This window comes from Streptomyces sp. NBC_00203 (genome assembly GCF_045206325.1).
Classification (GTDB): Bacteria; Actinomycetota; Actinomycetes; order Streptomycetales; family Streptomycetaceae; genus Streptomyces; species Streptomyces lutosisoli.
On sequence record NZ_CP108126.1, the window covers coordinates 1,854,297 to 1,876,171 of the forward strand.

The 21,875-nt window shown below is 69.4% G+C and carries 19 protein-coding genes; 8 read left to right on the forward strand and 11 right to left on the reverse strand.

Features of this window, described 5'->3' with window-relative positions; translation table 11 throughout:
- Positions 1-21: 21 nt before the first annotated feature.
- The 6 genes from OG975_RS08610 to OG975_RS08635 form a co-directional block, all read right to left on the reverse strand.
- Positions 22-864 (reverse strand): shikimate dehydrogenase, encoded by an 843-nt coding sequence (locus OG975_RS08610; protein WP_406328527.1) that lies wholly within the window; start codon positions 862-864, stop codon positions 22-24.
- Positions 842-2,650: an endolytic transglycosylase MltG gene (gene mltG / locus OG975_RS08615; RefSeq protein WP_406328529.1), complete on the reverse strand. Its 1,809-nt coding sequence runs from the start codon at positions 2,648-2,650 to the stop codon at positions 842-844. The genes OG975_RS08610 and mltG overlap by 23 nt, the downstream gene beginning before the upstream one ends.
- Before the next feature lie 122 nt (positions 2,651-2,772).
- The gene (gene ruvX / locus OG975_RS08620; RefSeq protein WP_406328530.1) at positions 2,773-3,237 is read right to left on the reverse strand and encodes a Holliday junction resolvase RuvX; all 465 of its coding nucleotides are present in this window, start codon (positions 3,235-3,237) and stop codon (positions 2,773-2,775) included.
- Positions 3,238-3,253: 16 nt separating this feature from the next.
- Positions 3,254-5,926: an alanine--tRNA ligase gene (gene alaS, locus OG975_RS08625; RefSeq protein ID WP_406328532.1), complete on the reverse strand. Its 2,673-nt coding sequence runs from the start codon at positions 5,924-5,926 to the stop codon at positions 3,254-3,256.
- Positions 5,926-6,285 (reverse strand): DUF6167 family protein, encoded by a 360-nt coding sequence (locus OG975_RS08630; protein ID WP_406328534.1) that lies wholly within the window; start codon positions 6,283-6,285, stop codon positions 5,926-5,928. The genes alaS and OG975_RS08630 overlap by 1 nt, the downstream gene beginning before the upstream one ends.
- Before the next feature lie 7 nt (positions 6,286-6,292).
- A complete protein-coding gene (locus OG975_RS08635) occupies positions 6,293-6,727 on the reverse strand; it encodes a DUF948 domain-containing protein (protein ID WP_406328535.1) in 435 nt (144 codons plus the stop codon).
- 169 nt (positions 6,728-6,896) lie between these two features.
- Between OG975_RS08635 and OG975_RS08640 the strand changes: the two genes are divergently transcribed.
- Positions 6,897-9,074: an ATP-binding protein gene (locus OG975_RS08640; protein WP_406328537.1), complete on the forward strand. Its 2,178-nt coding sequence runs from the start codon at positions 6,897-6,899 to the stop codon at positions 9,072-9,074.
- A 39-nt stretch (positions 9,075-9,113) separates the two neighbouring features.
- On the opposite strand, the gene rpsD is transcribed toward OG975_RS08640, so the two are convergent.
- From rpsD to OG975_RS08655, 3 genes are all read right to left on the reverse strand, one after another.
- Positions 9,114-9,728: a 30S ribosomal protein S4 gene (gene rpsD / locus OG975_RS08645; RefSeq protein WP_019066381.1), complete on the reverse strand. Its 615-nt coding sequence runs from the start codon at positions 9,726-9,728 to the stop codon at positions 9,114-9,116.
- A gap of 318 nt (positions 9,729-10,046) precedes the next feature.
- Complete coding sequence (locus tag OG975_RS08650; protein ID WP_406328539.1) at positions 10,047-11,402, reverse strand: replication-associated recombination protein A; 1,356 nt, start codon at positions 11,400-11,402, stop codon at positions 10,047-10,049.
- Between the two features lie 68 nt (positions 11,403-11,470).
- Positions 11,471-12,106 carry a vitamin K epoxide reductase family protein gene (locus OG975_RS08655; protein ID WP_406328540.1) on the reverse strand — a complete coding sequence of 212 codons (636 nt, stop codon included), beginning with the start codon at positions 12,104-12,106 and terminating at the stop codon, positions 11,471-11,473.
- A gap of 139 nt (positions 12,107-12,245) precedes the next feature.
- Here OG975_RS08655 and OG975_RS08660 point away from each other — a divergent pair, with 139 nt between their 5' ends.
- From OG975_RS08660 to OG975_RS08675, 4 genes are read left to right on the forward strand one after another with little or no spacing between them, the layout of a single operon-like run.
- Entirely contained in the window at positions 12,246-13,109 is an 864-nt protein-coding gene (locus OG975_RS08660; protein ID WP_406328542.1) for an ABC transporter ATP-binding protein, read from the forward strand.
- Positions 13,109-13,954, forward strand: coding sequence for an ABC transporter permease (locus OG975_RS08665; RefSeq protein ID WP_406328543.1), 846 nt, complete (start codon positions 13,109-13,111; stop codon positions 13,952-13,954). The genes OG975_RS08660 and OG975_RS08665 overlap by 1 nt, the downstream gene beginning before the upstream one ends.
- 8 nt (positions 13,955-13,962) lie before the next feature.
- Positions 13,963-15,156, forward strand: coding sequence for a sensor histidine kinase (locus tag OG975_RS08670; protein WP_406336207.1), 1,194 nt, complete (start codon positions 13,963-13,965; stop codon positions 15,154-15,156).
- Positions 15,153-15,776, forward strand: a complete 624-nt coding sequence (locus tag OG975_RS08675) for a response regulator (protein WP_406328544.1) — start codon at positions 15,153-15,155, stop codon at positions 15,774-15,776. Before OG975_RS08670 ends, OG975_RS08675 begins: the two co-directional genes overlap by 4 nt.
- A 165-nt stretch (positions 15,777-15,941) precedes the next feature.
- On the opposite strand, the gene hisS is transcribed toward OG975_RS08675, so the two are convergent.
- Together hisS and OG975_RS08685 are read right to left on the reverse strand one after the other, a co-directional pair.
- Positions 15,942-17,204 (reverse strand): histidine--tRNA ligase, encoded by a 1,263-nt coding sequence (gene hisS, locus OG975_RS08680; protein WP_406328545.1) that lies wholly within the window; start codon positions 17,202-17,204, stop codon positions 15,942-15,944.
- Between the two features lie 12 nt (positions 17,205-17,216).
- A complete protein-coding gene (locus OG975_RS08685; protein ID WP_406328546.1) occupies positions 17,217-17,930 on the reverse strand; it encodes an MBL fold metallo-hydrolase in 714 nt (237 codons plus the stop codon).
- 191 nt (positions 17,931-18,121) lie between these two features.
- Here OG975_RS08685 and OG975_RS08690 point away from each other — a divergent pair, with 191 nt between their 5' ends.
- The 3 genes from OG975_RS08690 (at position 18,122) to OG975_RS08700 (ending at position 21,874) form a co-directional block, all read left to right on the forward strand.
- On the forward strand, positions 18,122-18,958 hold the full coding sequence (locus tag OG975_RS08690; RefSeq protein WP_406328547.1) for a peptidylprolyl isomerase: 837 nt from the start codon (positions 18,122-18,124) through the stop codon (positions 18,956-18,958).
- 134 nt (positions 18,959-19,092) lie between these two features.
- Positions 19,093-20,322: a DUF349 domain-containing protein gene (locus tag OG975_RS08695; RefSeq protein WP_406328548.1), complete on the forward strand. Its 1,230-nt coding sequence runs from the start codon at positions 19,093-19,095 to the stop codon at positions 20,320-20,322.
- A 154-nt stretch (positions 20,323-20,476) separates the two neighbouring features.
- A complete protein-coding gene (locus tag OG975_RS08700; RefSeq protein ID WP_406328549.1) occupies positions 20,477-21,874 on the forward strand; it encodes a protein kinase domain-containing protein in 1,398 nt (465 codons plus the stop codon).
- Position 21,875 lies beyond the last annotated feature (1 nt).

Here is a 21,875-nt window from a genome sequence, read left to right on the forward strand (position 1 = left end):
CAGACACCCGCCGCCGAATCCCTACCGGGCGGCGAGCGCGTGCTCCCCCGCCTTCCGCATGGCGTCGAGCGGCGCGGGCGAACGGCCTGTCATCTGCTCGACCTGGAGCACCGCCTGGTGCACCAGCAGATCGAGTCCGCTCACCACGGCACCGCCGTACGCGGACCAGCGCGCCGCGAGGTCCGTGGGCCACGGCTCGTACAGCACATCGAAGAGGGTCGCGGGCCGCTCGGGGACGGCAGCGGCGAGCGCGTCCGTGGTACCGGCCGGGGTCGTGGCGATCACCAGCGGAGCCCGCAGCGCCTGCTCGGCATCCGCCCAGTCCGCGATCCGCACCTCGACGTCCAGCCGCTCGCCCCACTGCCGCATCTCGGCGGCGCGCGCCTCACTGCGGACGTACGCGACGACCTCGCCGGTGCAGACCCGCGCGAGCGCGGCCAGCGCGGAAGACGCGGTGGCGCCCGCGCCGAGGATGGCGGCGGAGTCCACCTCCTCGATCCCCCGCTCACGCAGGGCGGCGACCATCCCGGGGATGTCCGTGTTGTCGCCGACGCGTCGGCCGTCCTCCGTGAACACGACGGTGTTGACCGCCTCGACGGATGCGGCCGTCTCACTGATCTCGTCGACCAGCGGAATCACGGCCCGCTTGAGCGGCATGGTCAACGACAACCCCGCCCACTCCGGCCCGAGCCCCTCGAAGAACCCTGGCAGCCCGTCCTCGTCGACATCGAAACGGTCGTACGACCAGTCGCTGAGCCCCAGCTCCTTGTACGCGGCTCGGTGCAGCACCGGGGAGAGGGAGTGGGCGATGGGGGAACCGAGTACAGCGGCTCGGCGGGCGTTAGTTCTTGCCCGAGCTGTCATTGAATTTTTCCTTGAGCTTCTGGAAATCGGCGTAGGTCTTGGCGAATTCGGTGTTCTCCTGGCCGTCGGTCGCCACGAAGTAGATCCAGCCGTCGTCCGTCGGGTTGAGTGCGGCCCGCAACGCTTCTTCACCCGGGTTCCCGATCGGACCGGGCGGCAGACCCTTGCGCGTGTACGTGTTGTACGGGTCCTTGTTGCTGTTGATCTCCGACTCACTGATGTTGATGTTGCTCTGCTTCTTCAGGTAGTTGAAGGTCGAGTCGAATTGCAGCAGCTGGTTGGTCTCGGTGTTGGTCGGCTTCAGGCGGTTGTAGACGACCTCGGCCATCTTGCGGAAGTCATCGTGCGTCTTGCCCTCGGCCTGAACCAGGCTCGCGACCGTGACCAGCTGGAACGGGCTGTCCAGGTTGAGAGCCTTGGCCTTCCCCTTGAGGTTCAGCTCCGTGTACTTCTGGTTGGCCTGGCCCACCATCTTCTTCAGGACGTCCACGGGCTTCATGCCCTTGGCAGCCGGATACGTGGCCGGGTAGAGGAAACCTTCCAGCGGATCCTTGACGTCCTTATTGGCGCTCGCCCAGTCCGGCAGTCCGAGGTTCTTGTATTCCTTCTGGGCCACCTTGCTGGTGGTGCCGCTGGGGAGTTCGAGTTTCTTGTCGATGGCCGCGTAGATTACGGAGTTGCGCTGTCCCTCACTGATGGTCAGGTTGTTCTGACTCTTGGGATCGAGCATCCACTTCACGGCGCTCGCGGCGGACATCTCCTTCTTCATGGTGTACGCGCCGGCCTGAATGGAACCCGAATGGGAATTCTGGGTGAACGCCGACACGAACGCGTCGACGCTCTTGACGACGCCGGCGTCCCTCATGAGGCGCCCGATCTCCGCGCCGCCCGCCCCCTTGGGAACCTGGACGTTCACGTCCTCGCTGCTGCCGTCGCCTGCGAAGTCCGGCGCCGGGCCGAAACGATTCTGGTAGAACTGGTACCCGAAATATCCGACTCCGCTGAGCCCGCCTCCGAACACCAGCACGACCACCAGGCAGGCGCAGCCGCTGCGGCGCTTCTTGCCCTTGCCGCCGCCCTTGCCCCGGCGGTCACCGCGACCGCGCCCGCTCTTGGGGTCGTCGTCCTCGAAGTCGTCGTCATCGTCGCCACCACCGGCGAAGAAGGCGTGCTCGCCCTGGTCCGGACCGGGGTCCCAGTCGACCTGCGGCTCGGGTTCGGCGCGCCGACGAGCCGGCGGCTCCGGCGGCGGGTAGGCGTCGGGGGTGCCGTAGTAGTCGGGCTGCTCACCGCTGTACTGGCCCGCGTACGGGTCGGCCGGATCAGCCGCGTACGGGACATGTGGGTGCGCCCCGGTGTTCCAGCCGCCGTCGTTGTACTGCTGCTGACCCTGACCGCCGTACTGCTGTTGCCCCTGGTCGACGTACTGCTGCTGCCCTTGGCCGTTGTACGGGTGCTGCGTCTGGTCCGCGTACTGCTGCGGGTGCCCCTGACCGGGGAAGTGCTGCTGGTTCTGGTCGTGGAACTGCTGCTGTCCCTGGTTGTGATACTGCTGCTGGCCCTGGTCGACGTACTGCTGCTGGTTCTGGCCGTACGCGTCCTGCTGGCCCGCGGCCCACTCGCCGTACTGGGCCTGTTGCTGCGGCTGCTGCGGATAGTGCTGCGGCTGGCCGCCGTCGTAGGCGGACTGGCCGTCAGCGGCCTGTCCGCCCCATCCGCCGTCCCCGTACAACGGGTCCTCCGGATGCCACGGTTCGGAGCCTGGGCCCCGGCCATACTCAGTCATCGATCCCCTACGAGCCGCGAGGCGGCGGCTGCTGGCGCTTGTGGCACGGCTCCCGTCCGCCTCTTGCTGTGCGGCGGCTGTTCGAACACCACCGCATCGCGCGGAACGTTACCGTATCGCGATCAGATGACCACTTCGACGCCCTCGCCGGGAGATTTACCTGACACCCGTTCGGATTCCAGAGCCTGCTGCAGGATGATGACGGCGGCGGCCTGGTCGATCACGGACCTGCCCTTTTTGGACTTCACGCCCGAGGCGCGCAGGCCCTGACTGGCCGTCACTGTGGTCATCCTCTCGTCCACGAGCCGCACCCCGATGGGGGCGATCCCCCGGGCGAGCTCCTGGGCGAAGGCGCGGACCTTGACCGCGGCCGGGCCCTCGCCCCCCTTGAGGGAGCGAGGGAGTCCGACGACGACCTCGATCGGCTCGTACTCCTCGACGAGTTGCTTCAGCCGGCGGTGGGCGGCCGGGACGTCACGTCCCGGGACCGTTTCCACCGGTGTCGCGAGGATCCCGTCGGGGTCGCACGAGGCGACCCCGATGCGGGCGTCCCCGACGTCGATGGCGAGCCGACGGCCTCTGCGCATTTTTCTTGGCCGTTTCTTACTTGGCGGTCTCGGCGACGAGTCGCTCGACCGCGTCGATGGCCTCGCCGATGGCGGCCGGGTTCTGGCCGCCGCCCTGGGCGACGTCCGGCTTGCCGCCACCGCCGCCGCCGAGGGTCTTGGCGGCCGTACGGACCAGGTCGCCGGCCTTGAAACCGCGCTCGCGGGCGGCGTCATTGGTGGCGATGACCGTCAGCGGCTTGCCGCCCGCCACGGTGAACAGGGCGACCACGGCGGCCCTGCCACCCTGGATACGGCCCCGCACATCGAGGACCAGCTTGCGCAGGTCGTCGGCGGTGGTGCCGTCCGGGACCTGGCCGGTGACCAGCGCGACGCCGTTGACGTCCTTGGCGGACTCGACGAGACCGCCGGCGGCCTGGAGGACCTTCTCGGCGCGGAACTTCTCGATCTCCTTCTCGGCGTCCTTCAGCTTGCCGAGCATGGCGGAGACCTTCTCCGGAAGCTCCTCGGGACGGCCCTTGATCAGCTCCTGGATCTGGGCGACGACCGTGTGCTCGCGGGCGAGGAAGTTGTACGCGTCGACGCCGACCAGGGCCTCGATACGTCGTACGCCGGAGCCGATCGACGACTCGCCGAGCAGCTTGACCAGGCCGAGCTGCGAGGTGTTGTGGACGTGCGTGCCGCCGCACAGCTCCTTGGAGAAGTCGCCGATGGTGACGACGCGGACGCGCTCGCCGTACTTCTCGCCGAACTCGGCGATGGCGCCCTGCTTCTTGGCCTCGTCGAGGCTCAGGATCTCGGCGTGCACGTCCAGGTCGCGGGCGAGCACCTCGTTGATCTGCTGCTCGACGTCCGTCATCACGGTCGTGGGCACGGCCGACGGGGAGCCGAAGTCGAAGCGGAAGCGGCCGGGCTGGTTCTCGGAACCGGCCTGGGCGGCTGTCGGGCCGAGGGCGTCGCGCAGGGCCTGGTGCGTGAGGTGCGTGGCCGAGTGGGCGCGGGCGATGGCCGTACGACGGCGGACGTCGATGGAGGCCTGGGCCTTGGCGCCGACGGTGACCTCGCCGACCTGGACGACGCCCTTGTGGACGTACACACCCGGGACCGGCTTTTGGCAGTCGCGGACCTCGATGATGGCGCCGGTGTCGACCTTGATGCGGCCGGTGTCGCCGATCTGGCCGCCGCCCTCGGCGTAGAAGGGGGTGCGGTCGAGGACGATCTCGACCTCGTCGCCCTCGGTGGCGGCCGGGGAGGAGGCCCCGTCGACGAGGATGCCGACGATCGTCGACTCGCCCTCGGTGCGGTCGTAGCCGACGAATTCGGTCTCGCCCGCGGCGTCGGCGATCTGGCGGTAGGCGCCGAGGTCGGCGTGGCCGGTCTTCTTGGCCCGGGCGTCGGCCTTGGCCTGATCCCGCTGCTGCTTCATCAGGCGGCGGAAGCCGTCCTCGTCCACGGAAAGGCCCTGTTCGGCGGCCATTTCCAGGGTGAGGTCGATCGGGAAGCCCCAGGTGTCGTGGAGCAGGAAGGCCTTGTCGCCGGCGAGGACCTTGCCGCCGGAACCCTTGGTCTCGGTGATGGCGGTGTCGAGGATGTTCGTGCCGGCCTTCAGCGTCTTGAGGAAGGCGGCCTCCTCGGCGAGGGCCACGGTCTCGATGCGCTGCCGGTCGGTGACGAGCTCCGGGTACTGCTGGCCCATCATCGCGATGACGACGTCGATGAGGTCCTTGACGACCGGGCCGGTGGCGCCGAGCAGGCGCATGTTGCGGATGGCGCGGCGCATGATGCGGCGCAGGACATAGCCGCGGCCCTCGTTGCCGGGGCTCACGCCGTCGCCGATGAGCATCACGGAGGTGCGCATGTGGTCGGTGACCACGCGCAGCGAGACGTCGGACTCGTGGGCGGCGCCGTACTCCACGCCCGTCAGCTCGGTGGCCTTCTTGATGACGGCCATGGAGGTGTCGATCTCGTACATGTTCTGCACGCCCTGCAGAATCATGGCGAGGCGTTCCATGCCGAGGCCGGTGTCGATGTTCTTGCTGGGCAGCTCGCCGAGGATCTCGAAGTCGTCCTTCGAGATGCCCTCACCGCGCTCGTACTGCATGAAGACCAGGTTCCAGATCTCCACGTACCGCTCGTCGTTGACGGCCGGGCCGCCCTCGACGCCGAACTCCGGGCCACGGTCGTAGTTGATCTCGGAACACGGACCACAGGGGCCGGGGACGCCCATGGACCAGTAGTTGTCCTTCTTGCCGAGGCGCTGGATGCGCTCGGCGGGGACACCGATCTTGTCGCGCCAGATGGACTCGGCCTCGTCGTCGTCGAGGTAGACCGTGATCCACAGGCGCTCGGGGTCGAGGCCGTAACCACCCTTGTCCTGGGGCGAGGTGAGCAGCTCCCAGGCGTAGGTGATGGCACCTTCCTTGAAGTAGTCACCGAAGGAGAAGTTGCCGCACATCTGGAAGAACGTGCCGTGCCGGGTGGTCTTGCCGACCTCTTCGATGTCGGGCGTGCGCACGCACTTCTGCACGCTGGTGGCGCGCGACCACGGCGCCTTGACCTCGCCGAGGAAGTACGGCTTGAAGGGGACCATGCCGGCGGGGACCAGGAGCAGAGTCGGGTCGTCCGCGATGAGCGACGCCGAAGGGACGACGGTGTGACCGCGCTCCTCGTAGAAGCTCAACCAGCGGCGGCGGATTTCAGCCGACTCCATCAGTGGTCCTCATTCCGGTTGTACGAGTACGTCGTGTTCTCGATGTACTTGATCTGCTTGTCGTTGCCGACGATCTGCTTGCTGTCGCCGATCGCGGCGCGGCGCCGCTGTGCGGGGAGTCCGGGGTCCGGGCGGTCGTTCAGACCGAGCACCTCGCCGAGTTCGGCCTCCCGCTGGGCCATGCCGTCGCGGACGTCGAGCGCGAAGTCCTTGAGCCGGTGACCCGCGTCGATCGCCTTGTTGGTGGCCTGGGCCGCGAGGCTCTCGGGGGTCAGCTGCTTGAGCTTACGGTTGACCTTGGTGGTGGCCCACACACCCGCGGCTGCGCCGGCGGTGAACCAGAACGTACGGCGGAACATCGCTGCGTCAGTCCTTCTTCCGCTTTCCCCGTCGCGCGGACGGGACGGTGCGGCCCACGATCACGGTACGCCGGGACGCCTTGTCGGGCACATTCTCACGACGGCCTCCGATGGCCTGGCGCACGCCGTAGCCGAACGCCGCGACCTTCACCAGGGGGCCGCCGAAGGTGGAGGCGACGGTCGTCGACAGCGCCGACGCGTTCGACGTGACCTCCTGGACGTCCGACGCGATGGCGTCGACCCGGTCGATCTGCGTCTGTGCGGAGCGCACTGCCGCGGATGCGTCGGCGAGGAGCGGGACGGCCTGGTCGGTCACGTCCGCGACAAGCTTGGTGGTCGCCCTGAGCGTCTGGGCCAGCCTCACCAGCGCGACGGCGAGGAAGGAGACCAGGATCGCCCAGAACACGGCCACCAGGATCCCGGCCACCTCTCCACCGGACACTGTGCACCCGCTCCCTTACTGCATGCCTGAACATCGAAAACCAAAAAAATCAGTCCCCCGAGCCTATCGCGCCGGGGGCGCCGCTCCGCACCGCATTAACGGCTCCCCGCGGCGGAGTTGTGCGAAGCGATTGTACGGACTGCTTACGGGTCAGTACGCTCCGTATTCCATGCAGCGTTCTCACCGTTCCCACCGCTCCGACGGCTTGGTGCCCGGCAATCTGCCCCTGGAACTCAACGCGTTCGTGGGGCGTGCCGCCGAACTCACGCGGCTGGCCGGGGCACTGGAGACAGCCCGCCTGGTGACCGTGACCGGTATGGGAGGCGTCGGCAAGTCGCGCTTCGCGGCGCACGCCGCGGCGCGGACGGAGGTGTGCGACGGGGCGTGGCGTGTGGAGCTGTCCGCGGTGCGTGATCCGGACCTCGTCGAGTACGCGGTCGTCGAGGCCCTCGGTCTGACGGATCAGACCTCGCGGCCGCCGCGCCGGGTGCTGCTCGACCATCTCGCCGAGCGTCAACTCCTCCTCGTCCTCGACGGGTTCGAGCATCTGGTGGAGGTGTGCGCCTCGCTGGTGGGCGAGCTGCTGCGGCACGTGCCCGGGCTGCGGGTGCTCGCCGTGGGGCGCCGGCCGCTGGATGTCGGGGGCGAGCGGCTGTTCCCGCTGGCGCCGTTGACCGAACCGGAGGCCGCGGAGCTGTTCGCGGACCGGGCGGCGGCCCGGGTGCCCGGGTTCGTGCTGGACGACGGCAACCGGTCGGACGTACAGGAGCTGTGCCGGCGCCTGGACGGGATCCCGCTCGCGGTCGAGCTGGCGGCGGGGCGGCTGAGTGCCCTCTCCCCCGCGCAGTTGCTGTCCCGGCTGGAGGACCGCTTCCGGCTGCTGACCGGCGGCGCCCGCGACGCGCTGCCTCGCCACCAGACCCTGCGTACGGCGATCGGCTGGAGCCATGAGCTGTGCACGCCCGAGGAGCGGCTGCTGTGGTCGCGTCTTTCGGTGTTCGCGGGGCAGTTCGACCTGGAGGCCGCGGAGTACGTGTGCAGCGGTGACGGGCTGCACTGCGACGACGTTCTCGACGTGCTGGGCGAGCTGCTCGCGCAGTCCGTGCTGTTCCGCGAGGAGACGACGGCGGGCGTGCGCTACCGGATGCTGGACACGGTCCGGGCGTACGGCGCGGACTGGCTGGAGGCGACGGGCGACGCGGACCGGCTGCGGCGCCGGCACCGCGACTGGTACATGGGCCTGGCCACCTGGTGCGAGCTGGACTGGTTCTCGCCGCGGCAGGGCGAGGTCGCCGCGCGCGTCGACACGGAGCTGCCGAATCTGCGCTGCGCCCTGGAGCACTGTCTGACCGAGCCGGGCGAGGCGCATCTGGGCCAGTATCTGGCGGGCACCCTGTGGTTCTCCTGGGTCGGCTGCGGCCGGCTGTCGGAGGGCCGGCACTGGCTGGAGCGCAGCGTGGAACTGTGCGCGGAGGACGGGACGCAGGAGCAGTCGCGGCTGAAGGCACTGTGGGTGCTCGGCTATGTGGCGGTCCTGCAGGGCGACACGGTGCCCGCGCTGTCCGCGCTCCAGGAGTGCCGCGATGAGGCGGAGCGTACCGGCAACGCCATCGCGGTCGCGTACGCCGAGCATCGCACCGGCTGTCTCGCGTTGGTCACGGACGACATGGCGCGTGCGGAAGCCTTGCTGCGCTCGGCTCTGGACCGCTATCACGAGATCGGCGAGCTCAACAGCAATGTGCTGATGGGCCAGGTCGAGCTGGCGATGACCCTGGCGTTCCAGGGCGATCTGCCGGGCGCGGTGAAACTCTGCGAGGACGTCCGCCGGGTCTGCGAGGACCACGGGGAGCGCTGGGCGATGGCGTACGCGCTGTACGTCCTGGCGTACGAGGCCTTGACCGGGGGCGATGCGGCCGGCGCCCGGGATCTCCTGGAGGAGTGCCTCGGCATCGCGCACACCTTCCACGATCTGCTCGGCACGGTCCTGTCGGTCGAGCTGCTCGCGCTGGTCACGGCGGTGGAGGGCGATCCGGCCGAGGCCGCGGCGCTGCAAGGGGCGACGGCCCGGATGTGGCCGTCGGTGGGTCTGCCGCTGTTCGGCTCGGCGTACTACAACGCGCCGCACGAGCGGTGCGAGGCCCTGGCCCGGGAGCGGCTGGGCGACGAGCGGTACGAGGAGTGCTTACGGGCGGGGGCGCTGCTCGGACAGGAGTCGGCGGTGGCCCGGGCGCTGGGGCGGGGCGAGGCCCGGCCGCTGGGTGCGGTGCCGTCGCCGCGGAAGCTGCCCCCGGACATGCGAAAGCCCGCCGTCTCGCCCACCTCGAAGGGCGGGGAGACGACGGGCTGACGCTGACGCGCAGGTGGTGCTACGTCCGCTGAAGGATGATCAGCGGGCGTAGTACTCGACGACGAGCTGCTCGTCGCAGATCACCGGGATCTCCTTGCGGTTCGGCTCGCGGTCCAGGCGGAACGCCAGGGCGCCGAGGTTCACCTGGAGGTAGCGCGGGGTCTCGCCGTCGGGGGCGAAGCCACCGGCGCGGGAAACCTCGAACAGCGTCTTGCTGCGGCTGCGCTCGCGGACCATCACGACGTCGTCGGGCTTGACGCGGAAGGACGGCTTGTCGACCTTCTGGCCGTTGACCTCGATGTGGCCGTGGACGACCATCTGGCGGGCCTGGTAGATCGTGCGGGCGATGCCCGAACGCAGGACCAGCGCGTCGAGACGACGCTCCAGCTCGATGATCAGGGCCTCACCGGTCTTGCCCTGGACCTTGGAGGCACGCTCGTAGGCGCGGACGAGCTGACGCTCGGACACGTCGTACTGCGCGCGCAGACGCTGCTTCTCAAGCAGACGGACCTTGTAGTCCGAGTTCTGCTTGCGGCCGCGGCCGTGCTCGCCCGGCGGGTAGGGGCGGGCCTCGAAGTACTTGACGGCCTTCGGGGTCAGCGCGATGCCGAGGGCACGCGACTTCTTGACCTTGGGGCGGGACTGATTCGCCACTTTTTCTCTTTCCTTGATTTCGGCTCACCAGAGTTAAGGGAGGTCGCATCCGCAGCCCGGGAAACCCTGCGGGTCCTTGATGGACCTGCTGGGCAGCCGCTCCTGGGTCTGGGCACATACGTGCAGCACGCGAGTGGCCCACCGACCGTTCCCGGAACCCGGGTGGTGGTGGGCTGCCCGCGACACCTTCGACGGTGCGCGACGCTCCTGGATCCCCGTAGCCTTGCGGCGCGGGGGTTCCGGCTGGATGTCCCGTTCTGGTGGTGCCGACCGGAGCCGGACACGGGACGCAGCGCTTCGCGCCATGGTACAGGGTGCTCAGGACCGCCCTCTACCGAGGTGCTTCCTGGTCCACTCCACCGCGTCCGCGTAGCGCGCCTCGGCGCCGTGCCGGGTGGGCGTGTAGTACTCCCGGTCCTTGAGCTCCTCCGGGGCGTACTGCTGGGCGGCGATGCCTTCGGGCAGATCGTGCGGATACACATACCCCTGGGCGTGCCCCAGCTTGGCCGCGCCCTTGTAGTGCCCGTCGCGCAGATGCATGGGCACCGGGCCCGCGTGCCCCTTGCGTACGTCCTCCATGGCGGCGCCGATCGCCGTCGTCGCGGCGTTGGACTTCGGGGCCAGGGCGAGGGCGATGGTGGCATGGCTGAGAGTGAGCGCGGCCTCGGGGAAACCGATCATCGCGACGGCCTGGGCGGCGGCCACGGCTATCGGCAGCGCGTTCGGATCGGCGAGGCCGATGTCCTCGCTGGCGGAGATCATCAGCCGGCGGGCGATGAACCGGGGGTCCTCGCCGGCCTCGATCATCCGGGCCAGATAGTGCAGCGCCGCGTCCACGTCCGAGCCGCGGATGGACTTGATGAGCGCGCTCGCCACGTCGTAGTGCTGGTCGCCGTCGCGGTCGTACTTCACGGCCGCGCGGTCGACGGTCTCCTCCAGGGTCTGGAGGCTGATCTCCCCCTCGCCCTTGTCGAGCGCGGCGCCGGCCGCGGCTTCCAGGGCGGTCAGGGCGCGGCGGGCGTCACCGCCGGCGATCCGCAGCAGGTGTTCCTCGGAGTCCTCGGGGAGGGTGACGGCTTCCTTGAGGCCGCGCTCGTCGCTGAGCGCGCGCTTGATGAGGCCGCGCAGGTCGTCGTCCGTGAGCGGTTCGAGGGTCAGCAGGAGCGAGCGGGAGAGCAGGGGCGAGATCACCGAGAAGTACGGGTTCTCGGTGGTCGCCGCGATCAGCGTCACCCAGCGGTTCTCGACGGCCGGGAGCAGGGAGTCCTGCTGGGCCTTGCTGAAGCGGTGGATCTCGTCGAGGAAGAGGACGGTCTCCTTGCCGAAGCCTCCGGTGGCGCGGCGGGCGCCGTCGATGACCGCGCGGACTTCCTTGACGCCCGCGGTGATCGCGGACAACTCCACGAAGCGCTTGTTGGTGGCCTTGGAGACGACATACGCGAGCGTGGTCTTGCCGGTGCCGGGCGGGCCCCAAAGGATCACCGAGGACGGTCCGGCCGGGCCGCCGCTCCCCTCGCCGACGAGTCTGCGCAGGGGCGAGCCGGGCTTCAGCAGATGCTGCTGGCCCACGACTTCGTCGAGGGTGCGCGGACGCATCCGTACCGCCAGGGGGCTGGAGGACGGATCCTTCTCCTGGCGTTCTTCTGCTGCGGCGGTGAACAGGTCGGGCTCCACGGACAAAACCCTATGTCACCGCACTGACAACGCCGTCCGGCCCGGGAAATCCCCGGGATCGGCGGGGGTCAGCTGGTCCAGAAGTCCCACCAGCGGGTCAGGATCAGCATCCCGATGATGCCGATGTGCAGTGCCGGTAGGACCCAGGTGAACTCGCCGAAGAAGCTCTTGAGCCAGCGCGGGGCGGGCAGGAAGCCGTGGCGGATGTTGGACGAGGTCACGTACCAGAACATGATGATCGTGGCGACCCAGGCGAGGGAGCACCACAGGCACAGCGAGTTGATGCGGTAGAGCGACTGGAACTGCAGCCAGGTGCAGAATCCGACGCCGAAGAGCGTGCCCGCGTTGAAGGTCAGCCAGTACCAGCGCGGGAAGGTGGCCCGGGCGAGCAGGCTCACGCCGACGCAGATGACGATGCCGTAGGCGACGAGTCCCAGCATCGGGTTGGGGAACCCGAAGGCCGAGGCCTGGTCGCTCTTCATGATGTTGCCGCAGGAGACGACCGGGTTCAGGCTGCACCCGGGCACGAAGTTCGAGTTCTCCAGCAGCTTGAACTTGTCGATCGTGATGACCCACGCGGCAAGGAGACCGGCCGCACCGGTGATCACCAGCAGCAGGGCGAGGGCACGGCTGCCGCCGACCGTCCGGGGAGCGGTGACGCGTTCCTGGTCGGCCGGGACGTCCTTGACTGTCGTCTTGCTCATCACGCCGTTTCCGTAGCTTCGAAGGGGCCTGCGGGCACGGTCATTGTGCCGCACGCGCCCGTGTGTCCACCGTTCGATGGACATAAGGAGGTACGCACGGTCGTCCCGGAGCGTTCGGTTCAGGGGGAGGCTCGTCGGCATGACACCAGATGCGAACCAACTCGCTGTGGACGTACGCGGACTGCGCAAGCGGTACGGGGACGTGACCGCCGTCGACGGCATCGATCTCGGCATCCGGCAGGGCGAGGTGTTCGGCCTGCTCGGACCCAACGGAGCGGGCAAGAGCACCACGGTGGAGATCCTCCAGGGCAACCGCGGCCGGGACTCGGGCGAGGTCTCCGTGCTCGGCGCCGACCCGGCGACGGGCACGCGCGCGTGGCGCTCGCGGGTCGGCATCGTCTGGCAGGACGAATCCGCGCCCGCCGAGTTGACGGTGCGCGAGACCGTGCGGCACTTCGCCCGCTACTACCCGAGGCCCCGCGACCCCGAGGAAGTCATCGGCCTGGTCGGCCTGGAGGAGAAGGCGGGCAGCCGCGTCAAGGCGCTCTCGGGCGGCCAGCGCAGGCGGCTCGATGTGGCGCTGGGTGTGATCGGCGGTCCGGAGCTGCTGCTCCTGGACGAGCCGACGACCGGCTTCGACCCGGCCGCCCGCAGGCAGTTCTGGGACCTGATCCGGAAACTGGCCGACGAGGGCACGACCATCCTCCTCACCACGCACTATCTGGAGGAGGCGGAGGCGCTCGCGCACCGGCTCGCGGTGATCGCGAAGGGCCGGGTCGTCGCCGAGGGCGAGCCGTCCACGCTGCGCGAGCGCTTCGGTACCGAGGCCACCGTGGAGTGGACGGAGTCCGACGGCACCCCGCGCAGCGAGCGCACGGACACCCCCACCAGGACAGTCGCCGAGCTCATCCACCGCTTCGACGGCGAGATCCCGGGCCTGCGGGTGAGCCGCCCCACCCTGGAGGACGTCTACCTCCGGCTGACCGGACAGGAGGACGCGTGATGAGCACGACCGCCGTACGCGCAGACCGTCAGACCGCTTCCGGCAGGCTGCCCGGAGCCTGGGGGCTCGGCCTCCAGCGGGGCGCCCTGGAGATCAGGCAGTTCTTCCGCCAGCGCGACCAGGTGGTGTTCACCTTCGCCTTCCCGGTCGTCTTCCTCTTCCTCTTCGCGTCGATCTTCAGCGACGACGTGCGGGGAGCGGGCATCACCGCCTCCCAGCTGTACGTCCCCGCGATGATGGCCGCGGGCATCATGTCCACCAGTTTCCAGTCCCTGGGCATCTCGATCGCGATCGAGCGGGACGAGAAGGTGCTGCGCCGGCTGCGCGGCACACCGATGCCGCCGGCCTCGTACTTCCTCGGCAAGATCTGGCTGGTGCTGGTGACCGGCGCCCTGGAGACGGCGATCCTGCTCCTCGTCGGCACGACGCTGTACGACGTGAAGCTGCCCTCGGACCTCGGCAAGTGGGCGGACTTCGGCTGGATCTTCGTCCTGGGACTCACGGCCTGTGCCCTGCTCGGCATCGCGATCAGCTCGGTCCCCAAGTCCGGCAAGAGCGCCACGTCGGTGGTCGTCCTGCCCTTCCTCGTCCTCCAGTTCATCTCCGGGGTGTACATCGCCATCGACACCATCCCGGACTGGATGCTGAACATCGGCGCGCTGTTCCCGCTGAAGTGGATGTGCCAGGGGCTGCGCGGGGTGTTCCTGCCCGAGTCGGCGAAGGTCCTGGAACAGGCGGGCGACTGGGAGTTCGGGCGGATCGCCCTGGTGCTCGGGGCGTGGTGCGTCGGAGGATTGCTGCTGTGTCTGCTGACCTTCCGGTGGAAGAACCGGCGCCGCGGATGACCGAGCGGATGACCGGTCCCGGCGGCGCGAAGAGCGCGTACACCTGGGACCGGTCGTTCCGGCTCTGGGACTCGTACTTCGCGATCGTGTGGGTGGCCACCCTGGTGTTCGTGCTCGGTACAGGGCACCCGGGGTGGTCCCTGCGCTTCGTCGCGGCCTCGCTGCTCGTGCCGCTGATCCCCTGGTACGTGGCGGTGGGACGCCCCATCCTCAACGGCGATCCCCCCGACGAACGGCGGGCCCTTGGCTACCTCACGGGAGCGATGATGCTGTTCCTGCCGTCGGCGGTCCTCGTCGGTGAGACGCGTCTGATGACCTTCGCGCTCGTCCCCCAGTGCTTCATGGCGCTGCGCCTGCACTGGGCTCTGACAGCCGTGACGGTCATCAACATCGCGCCGGTGGTGGGCTGGGCGCTGCTGTGGTGGCCGAGCGACCAGGACGTCTTCTTCAACGTGCTCTTCTCCGTGGTGACCCTCGTCTTCTCCGTGGCCGTCGGCAGCTGGATCATCCGCATCATCGAGCAGAGCCGGGAACGGGCGGAGTTGATCGCCGAGTTGGACGTCAGCCGCCATGAGATCTCCCGCCTGTCGGCCGCACACGGCGCCCTGGCCGAACGGGAACGACTCACCCGGGAAATCCACGACACCCTCGCGCAGGGCTTCACCAGCCTGCTGATGCTGGTCCAGGCCGTCGAAGCCGAGGTGGACCACGATCTGCCACGGGCCCGCCGCCATCTGACCCTGATGGCCGAGACGGCCCGGCAGAACCTCGCCGAGGCGCGAGCCCTGGTCGCCGGAGGCGCACCGGCCGACCTCGACGGTGCCTCACTGCCCGACGCGCTGCGTCGGCTCGCCGCCCGCCACGACGCGACCATCGACGTGACAGGTCCGGTGCGCGCGCTGCCCGCCGGGCCCGAAGTGGTCGCCCTGCGCTCCTGCCAGGAGTCACTGGCCAACGCCCGTAAGCACGCGGGGAGTTCGGCCATGGTCGCGGTCGTCCTGGCCTACACCGAGGATTCCCTCGCCGTCTCCGTACGCGACGACGGCCGCGGCTTCGACCCGGTCGCGCCGGTCGACGGCTACGGTCTTGCGGGGCTGCGAGCGCGGGCCGCCGAAGTGGGCGGTACGGCTCAGGTACGCAGTGCGCCCGGTGACGGGACGACCGTCACCGTGCGTCTGCCGGTCCCCAGGAGTGGCTCGTGATCCGGATCATCCTCGCCGACGACCATCCCGTCGTACGTGAAGGGCTGCGCGCGATGCTCAGCGCCGAGCCCGACCTCGATGTGATCGCCGACGCCTCCAGCGGGCCGCAGGCGGAGGCGTTGGCCGCCGAGCTCCGGCCCGACATCGTGCTGATGGATCTGCGGATGCCGGGGGGTGGGGGCGTCGACTCGATCGCGCGGATGACGGAGGCGGGGTTGTCGTGCCGGGTCATCGTACTGACGACGTACGAGACGGACCGGGACATTCTGCGGGCCGTGGAGGCCGGGGCGGCGGGGTATCTGCTGAAGGATCTGCCTCGGGGGGAGCTCGCGGACGCGGTGCGGGCCGCTGCGCGGGGCGAGACCGTGCTGGCGCCGTCCGTCGCCGCCCGCCTTGTCGACCAGCTCCGTACCAAGCCGGAGCGGCCCCGTCTGTCCGAGCGCGAGACGGCGGTTCTCCGCCTGGTCGCCGAGGGCTGCACCAACGCCGAGATCGGCCGTCGGCTCTTCATCGGCGAGTCCACCGTGAAGACCCATCTCCTGCGGGTCTTCGGAAAACTGGGGGTGGATGACCGGACGGCCGCGGTGACCAGTGCGATGCGGTTCGGCTTGCTGGAGTGACCCCTGGGGGCTGCGCCCCCACACCCCAATCTTTTAGGGGCGCGGGGAACTGCGCGACCAGCCCCCACCCACCCGCACCCGACACACAACCGAACGGGGTCTGGGGCGGAGCCCCAGGAACGGGATGGGACGGGTAGGGGCGGCGGGGGCGAAACCCCTCGGGCCTCAGCCCAGGCGGGACTTCAGCTCGGTCACAATGGCGTCGACCGGTACCGCGACCTGCTCACCGGACTCCATGTCCTTGAGCTGCACGACGCCCTCGGCAAGATCGCGCTCACCGGCGACGACGGTGTACCGCGCACCCGACCGGTTCGCGTTCTTCATCGCGCCCTTGAGCCCCTTGGCCCCATAGGAGAAGTCCGCCGCGACCCCGTCCTTGCGCAGCGCGGTGACCACGCCGAAGAGCACACGCCGGGCCTCCTCCCCCAACGGCACCGCGAACACACTGGTGGACGAGGGGAGTTCGAGCTCCACGCCCTCCGCCTCCAGCGCCAGCACCGTACGGTCGACCCCGAGCGCCCACCCGACAGACGGCAGCGCGGGCCCGCCGATCATCTCGGAGAGGCCGTCGTAACGGCCGCCGCCGCCCACCGCGGACTGGGAACCGAGACCGTCGTGGATGAACTCGAAGGTCGTACGGGTGTAGTAGTCCAGACCCCGGACGAGCTTCGGGTCGTCCTCGAAGGAGACACCCGCGGCCGTGATCAGCTCGCGCACCTCCTCGTGGTACGCCTTGCACGCGTCGCAGAGGTAGTCACGCAGGAGCGGCGCCCCGACCAGCTTCTTCTGGACGTCGTCCCGCTTGTCGTCGAGGACACGCAGCGGGTTGATCTCCGCGCGGCGGAGGGTCTCCTCGTCGAGGTCCAGGCCCCGCAGGAAGTCCTGGAGGGCGGCGCGGTAGACCGGGCGGCACTCCTTGTCGCCGAGCGAGTTCAGCAGGATGCGGAAGTCGCGCAGTCCCAGCGACCGGTACGCCTGGTCCGCCAGGATGATCAACTCGGCGTCCAGCGCCGGGTCCTCGGCTCCGATCGCCTCGGCGCCCACCTGGGAGAAGTGCCTGTAACGGCCCTTCTGAGGACGCTCGTAACGGTAGTAGGAGCCCGAGTACCAGAGCTTGACGGGGAGGTTGCCCGCCTTGTGCAGGTTGGCCTCCAGCGCCGCGCGCAGGACGGAGGCCGTGCCCTCGGGACGCAGGGCCAGCTTGTCGCCGCCCTTGGTCTCGAAGGCGTACATCTCCTTGCTCACGATGTCGGTGGACTCACCGACCCCGCGCGAGAACAGCTCGACGTTCTCGAAGCCGGGCGTCTCGATGTAGCCGTAGCCGGAGTTGCGGAGCGGCGCGGCGATCGCCTCGCGGACAGCGAGGTACTTCGCGCTGTCCGGCGGAGTCAGGTCGTACGTGCCCTTGGGGGCCTTGAAGGTGCTCACGGAAGTCTCTCGTCACATTCCTCGTCGAGGAGCGGAGGTCGGGTCCACTCCCAGGCCGGCGGCCACCTCCCGCAGATACGGGTTGGTGGCGCGCTCCTGGCCGATGGTCGTCTGGGGGCCGTGGCCGGACAGCACCACGGTCGAGTCGTCGAGCGGCAGGCACACGCGGGCCAGCGAGTCGAGGATCTCGGCGTGGGAGCCGCCGGGCAGGTCGGTGCGTCCGATGGAGCCGGCGAACAGCAGGTCCCCGGAGAAGAACACGGACGGGATTTCCGTGGTCTCGGGCATCTGGAAGGTCACCGACCCCCTGGTATGGCCGGGCGCGTGCGCGACGGACAGCTCCAGGCCGGCCAGCTCCAGCTTCGCGCCGTCGGTGAGCGTCTTCACGTCGTCCGGCTCCCCCACGGTCAGCTCGCCCATCAGCGGCATCCCGATGGACCGGCCGAGCGCCTTCTCCGGGTCGCTCATCATGAAGCGGTCCTCGGGGTGGATCCAGGCCGGTACGTCGTGCGCTCCGCACACCGGGACGACCGAGGCGACATGGTCGATGTGACCATGGGTGAGGATGACCGCGACGGGCTTGAGCCGATGCTTCTTGAGTGCGTCCTCGACTCCCTGGGCGGCCTGATGGCCCGGGTCGATGATCACGCACTCCTCACCCGCGGCGGGGGCGACCAGGTAACAGTTGGTCCCCCAGGCCCCGGCGGGGAACCCGGCAATGAGCACGATCGTCCTTCGCTGTGTCGCGTTGTTTCGTACGCGGTTGTCTCGTACGCGGTGGGTGGCTGTGGATCAGAGCCTACCGGCGCTGCCGATTCCTCAGCGAACCCATATACGGTACGGGGCACACGCAGGCGGTCGGCTCACAAGACGCACGCGTCCCACTTGACGTACGAGACGCATGAGGAGAAAACCCGGTGGTCAGCCAGGAACAGCGGCGACGTCAGCTCGCCCGGGAGAAGTTCTTGCGACAGCAGCAGCGGCGCACGGCCGCGCGACGCAAGACACACGCACGCAACGCGGTCGTCGCCTCGGTGCTCGGCGTCATCGTGGTCGGCAGTGTCGTGTCGTACGCGACCGGGGTCTTCAAGAACGACGACAAGAAGGCCAACGCGGGCGCGGAGGTCTCCCCGAGCCCTTCGGCGTCCAAGGCGCCGGACCCGTGCAAGAAGGCCGCGGCGGGCAAGGTGAAGTCGCTGAGCTGGAAGAAGGAGCCGGCGATCACCATCGACAAGTCCGCGGACTACACGATGAAGATGGCGACGACGTGCGGTGACATAGGCATCGCGCTGAAGACGGCCGCGGCCCCGCACACCGTGAACTCGTTCAACTTCCTCGCGGCCAAGGGCTACTTCGACCACACCAAGTGCCACCGGCTCGTCACGAACGGCATCTACGTGCTGCAGTGCGGTGACCCGACGGCCCTCGGCTCCGGCACTCCCGGCTACACGATCCCGGACGAGAACCTGAAGGACACCACCCTGAAGGGCGGGGTGTACCCGGCGGGGACGGTGGCGATGGCCAACACGTACGACGCCTCGACGAAGAAGGGCCGCAACACCGGTGGCAGCCAGTTCTTCCTCGTGTACCAGGACAGTCAGCTGCCGGCCAATTACACACCGTTCGGAACTATTTCCAAGTCCGGCATGAAGGTCCTCACGAAGATCGCCGCGGCCGGAGAGAGCACGGGCGCGGGTGACGGCGCCCCCAACGCGACCGTCGTGATCAACAAGATGACCGTGACGAAATCCTGACCGCCAGCAGCCAATTTCGGTCGCGCGGGATGCGGACAGCCGCCCCGCCGGTCGCCTATGTTGGCCGTGACGAAACTGTGGACGATGCCAGGGGGCAGTGACGCCCCTCACAGGCATCATGTGGAGGAGGCGCTGTGAGCAGCGACCCGTGGGGCCGCGTCGACGAGACGGGGACCGTGTACGTGCGTACGGCCGACGGCGAGCAGGTCGTCGGTTCCTGGCAGGCCGGCTCTCCTGATGAGGCGCTGGCCTACTTCGAGCGCAAGTACGAGGGCCTGGTTGTCGAGATCGGCCTCCTCGAGAAGCGAGTGAAGACCACCGACCTGTCGGCGAAGGACGCCCAGACCGCCATCGACCATATCCGCGAGCAGGTGGTCGCCCACCACGCGGTCGGTGACCTGGACGCGCTGAAGGTGCGGCTGGACAAGCTCGTCGAGACGGTCGACGCGCGCCGCGAGGAGCGCAAGGTCCAGCGGGCGAAGCAGTCCGACGAGGCGCGGCACTCCAAGGAGGCGCTGGTCGTCGAGGCCGAGGAGCTGGCGCAGAGCGACCAGTGGCGGGCGGCCGGTGAGCGGCTGCGCGCGCTGGTGGACACGTGGAAGGGGCTGCCTCGGCTCGACCGCAAGTCGGACGACGAGCTGTGGCACCGCTTCTCGCACGCCCGCTCGGCGTTCTCCAAGCGCCGCAAGGCGCACTTCGCCTCGCTGGACGCGCAGCGCGAGGAGGCCCGCAAGACCAAGGAGAAGCTGGTCGCGGAGGCCGAGTCGCTGTCCTCCTCGGCCGACTGGGGTCCGACGGCCGCGCGCTACCGCGAGCTGATGGCCGACTGGAAGGCCGCGGGCCGCGCCCAGCGCGAGCACGAGGACGACCTGTGGAACCGCTTCCGCGGCGCCCAGGACGTGTTCTTCGCGGCGCGCAGCTCCGTGTTCGCCGAGCGTGACGCGGAGCAGTCGGAGAACCTGAAGCTCAAGGAGGAGCTGGCCGAGGAGGCCGAGAAGCTCGTCCCGGTGCAGGACCTGAAGGCGGCCCGCGCCACCTTCCGCTCCATCAACGAGCGCTGGGAGGCCATCGGCCATGTGCCGCGCGACGCCCGCCCGAAGGTCGAGGGCCGGATGCACGCGGTGGAGCGGGCTCTCCAGGAGTCCGAGGAGGCCGAGTGGCGCCGGACCAACCCTGAGGCACGCGCGCGTGCCGAGGGTCTGACCGGTCAGCTCCAGGCCGCCGTGGACAAGCTCCAGGGCCAGATCGAGTCGGCCCGCTCCGCGGGCAACGCCTCGAAGGCCGACAAGCTCCAGAAGGAGCTCGACGGCCGCCAGGCGCTGCTGGACCAGGCCCTGAAGGGTCTGCAGGAGTTCGGCGGCTGACGCACGCCGCCCTTGTCAGTGGTCCCGCTTCACAGAAGCGGGACCACTGCTCTTTTGCCCCGGCGACGGCGACGGCCCTCGCCGAATCGGTTGCGCGTGCCCAGGTACCGGCGGGACGATTGGCGCCGAGAGCCGAACGGCGGGGTGGGCATCCATGGGGGACCTCCGGATTCTGGCAAGCAGGTACCGGCTGGACCGGTGCCTGGGCCGAGGCGGTATGGGCGAGGTGTACGAGGGGCGTGACACGATCCTCGACCGCTCGGTGGCGGTGAAACTACTGTCGGGCTACGCGCCGGAGAGTCCGGTGGCGGCGGAGCGCTTCTTGCAGGAGGCGCGGGCGGCCGCCCGGATCAGCAGTCGCAACGCGGTCGCGGTCTACGACGTAGGGGTCGAGGACGGCCAGCCCTATCTGGTGATGGAGTGCCTCGACGGCGTTCCGCTGAGCCGCATCCTGGCCGCCACTCCGGGCCCTCTGCCCGAGGAGACCGTACGGGCCGTCGCGACGGGCATGTGCGAGGGGCTGGCGGCCGCGCACGGCGTCGGAATCGTCCATCGGGACGTCAAGCCCGGCAATGTGTTCCTCTGCCGTGACGGACGGGTCGTCCTGATGGACTTCGGCATCGCCCGCCTCGTCGAGTCCGCGGTGCAGACCCAGACCGGCATTCTCGTGGGAACACCCGTGTACATGGCGCCGGAGGCGGTGCGGGGACAGCGGGTCGGCCCGGCGGCCGACCTCTACGGCCTCGGCTGCGTCATGTACCGCATGCTCTCCGGGGACGAGCCGTACGTCAGCGACGGCTCCACGCTGGGGATCCTGTTCGCCAAGGTCAACCAGCCTCCACCCACCTTGCGCGGACGGCCGGGTCTGCCGGCGGCCCTGGTCTCGACGGTGGACGATCTGCTGGAGCGCGAGCCGCACCTCAGGCCGGTCAACGCCGCCGATCTGGCTTCCTTCATCGGTGCTCCCGACCGGGCCGAGGACATCCTGATCGAGGTGGTCGCCCGGCATCTGCGGCAGAGCGCCGCACAGTGGGCCCGGTCGACACCCGAGCCGGGAGCCTCCGCGACGCCACCGACGTCGTACCGGCTCCCCAGGCCCCAGACGGCGCCCGGCAGCGCATCACCGTGGGCTGGGCAGATCCCGCCCACGCCCGGTTATCCGCCCGACTCCCACGCTCCCGGGCCGGACTTCGCGGCGCCCTCCGTCGAGGCCACCCTCCAGCGGGACACCCGGCAGCTCATCCGGCAGGGCATGTCCACCGACGGCATGGAGGGCAAACACCGCGAGGCCGTGCTCATGGTGACCCGGGGCAAGTACAGCGACGCGCTGGAGGTGCACGGCTATCTGATTCAGGTCCGCACCGCCGAGCTCGGCGCGGGGCACCCCCTCACTCTCGTCAGCCAGTTCTGGGCCGCGGTCTGCCTGGCCCGGCTCGGTGCCGCGCCCGAGGCACTGAACCGGCTGTCGATGATCAGCGATGCCTGCAGCCGATACGGGGAGGAAACGCTCTCCGTGGCGTGGCCGGCCCCGCCTCGATCCTTCGGAGCCTGAC